This window comes from Paracoccus sp. 22332 (assembly GCF_052045125.1).
GTDB classification, from domain to species: domain Bacteria; phylum Pseudomonadota; class Alphaproteobacteria; order Rhodobacterales; family Rhodobacteraceae; genus Paracoccus; species Paracoccus haematequi_A.
In genome coordinates this window covers 1-309 of the sequence record NZ_JBQEOI010000158.1, presented here as the reverse complement: position 1 = coordinate 309, position 309 = coordinate 1, and the positions used below count along the sequence as shown (strand labels likewise).

The 309-nt window shown below is 62.8% G+C and carries 1 pseudogene; it reads right to left on the bottom strand.

Annotation, left to right across the window (positions count from 1 at the left end):
• A pseudogene (locus ACTJI6_RS24320) lies at window positions 1-309 on the bottom strand (hypothetical protein); the annotation flags it as partial.

The following is a 309-nucleotide window of genomic DNA, read 5'->3' as shown; positions in this document are numbered from 1 at the left end:
CCGGCGGTGACGAACATGCGGATCGGGCGGCCCTGAGCATCGGCTACGGCATGAAGTTTTGTATTCATGCCGCCCTTCGTGGACCCGATCAGTCGCCCACGCCCCCTTTTTCACCCGCAGGCTGGAGGCCGTGCGATGGGCTTTCAGATACTTGCGCAGGCTCACTCGAACGCATGGCGTTCGCCTGCTCACATCGATCATGATCGTCTTTTCGTCAGCCGCCTCGGCGGCCAGGCCGGTCATGATGCGGGTGAACACACCCATCCGGCTCCAGCGCTTCCATCGGTTGTAGAGGGTCTTAGGCGGGCC